1 pseudogene is annotated in these 409 nt (G+C 71.6%); it reads left to right on the plus strand.

Going from position 1 to position 409, the window contains the following annotated elements:
- Positions 1 to 146 precede the first annotated feature (146 nt).
- Positions 147 to 409: pseudogene (locus KBX39_RS32945) on the plus strand (hypothetical protein); the annotation flags it as partial.

Raw genomic sequence — 409 nt, forward strand, 5'->3', positions numbered from 1 at the left:
GAACAAGTAAGACCACGCTGAAGGCCGGCACCCCGAACCAACGGGGTGCCGGCCTTCACGCCTGTCCGGACCCGTCCGGGTGAACCGGGCGCGGTAGCCGGGGTGGGCGCGGCAGCGACGGGGGTTGGATGCGGGACATGGACGAGGTGGACGTCGCGGCACTGCGGCAGGCGTACGACGAACTGTTCGCGGAGATCGACGCGGGCGGGTTCGGGCCGCCGCCGGAGGGGCAACTCAGCGCCGAGCAGATCGTCGCGCACCTCGCCGCCAACGACGAGCTGATGAGCGAGGCGACCGAGGCGGTGCTGGCCGGTTCGCCGTTCGCCTACTACGACCTGGACACCATTCACCGGCCGCAGCTGGACGCGCTGGTGTCCGAGTGCGGCGGGCTGGACGGCCTGGCGGTGCT

Origin of the sequence: Micromonospora sp. D75 (assembly GCF_018070405.1) — a bacterium.
Lineage (GTDB): Bacteria > Actinomycetota > Actinomycetes > Mycobacteriales > Micromonosporaceae > Micromonospora > Micromonospora chalcea.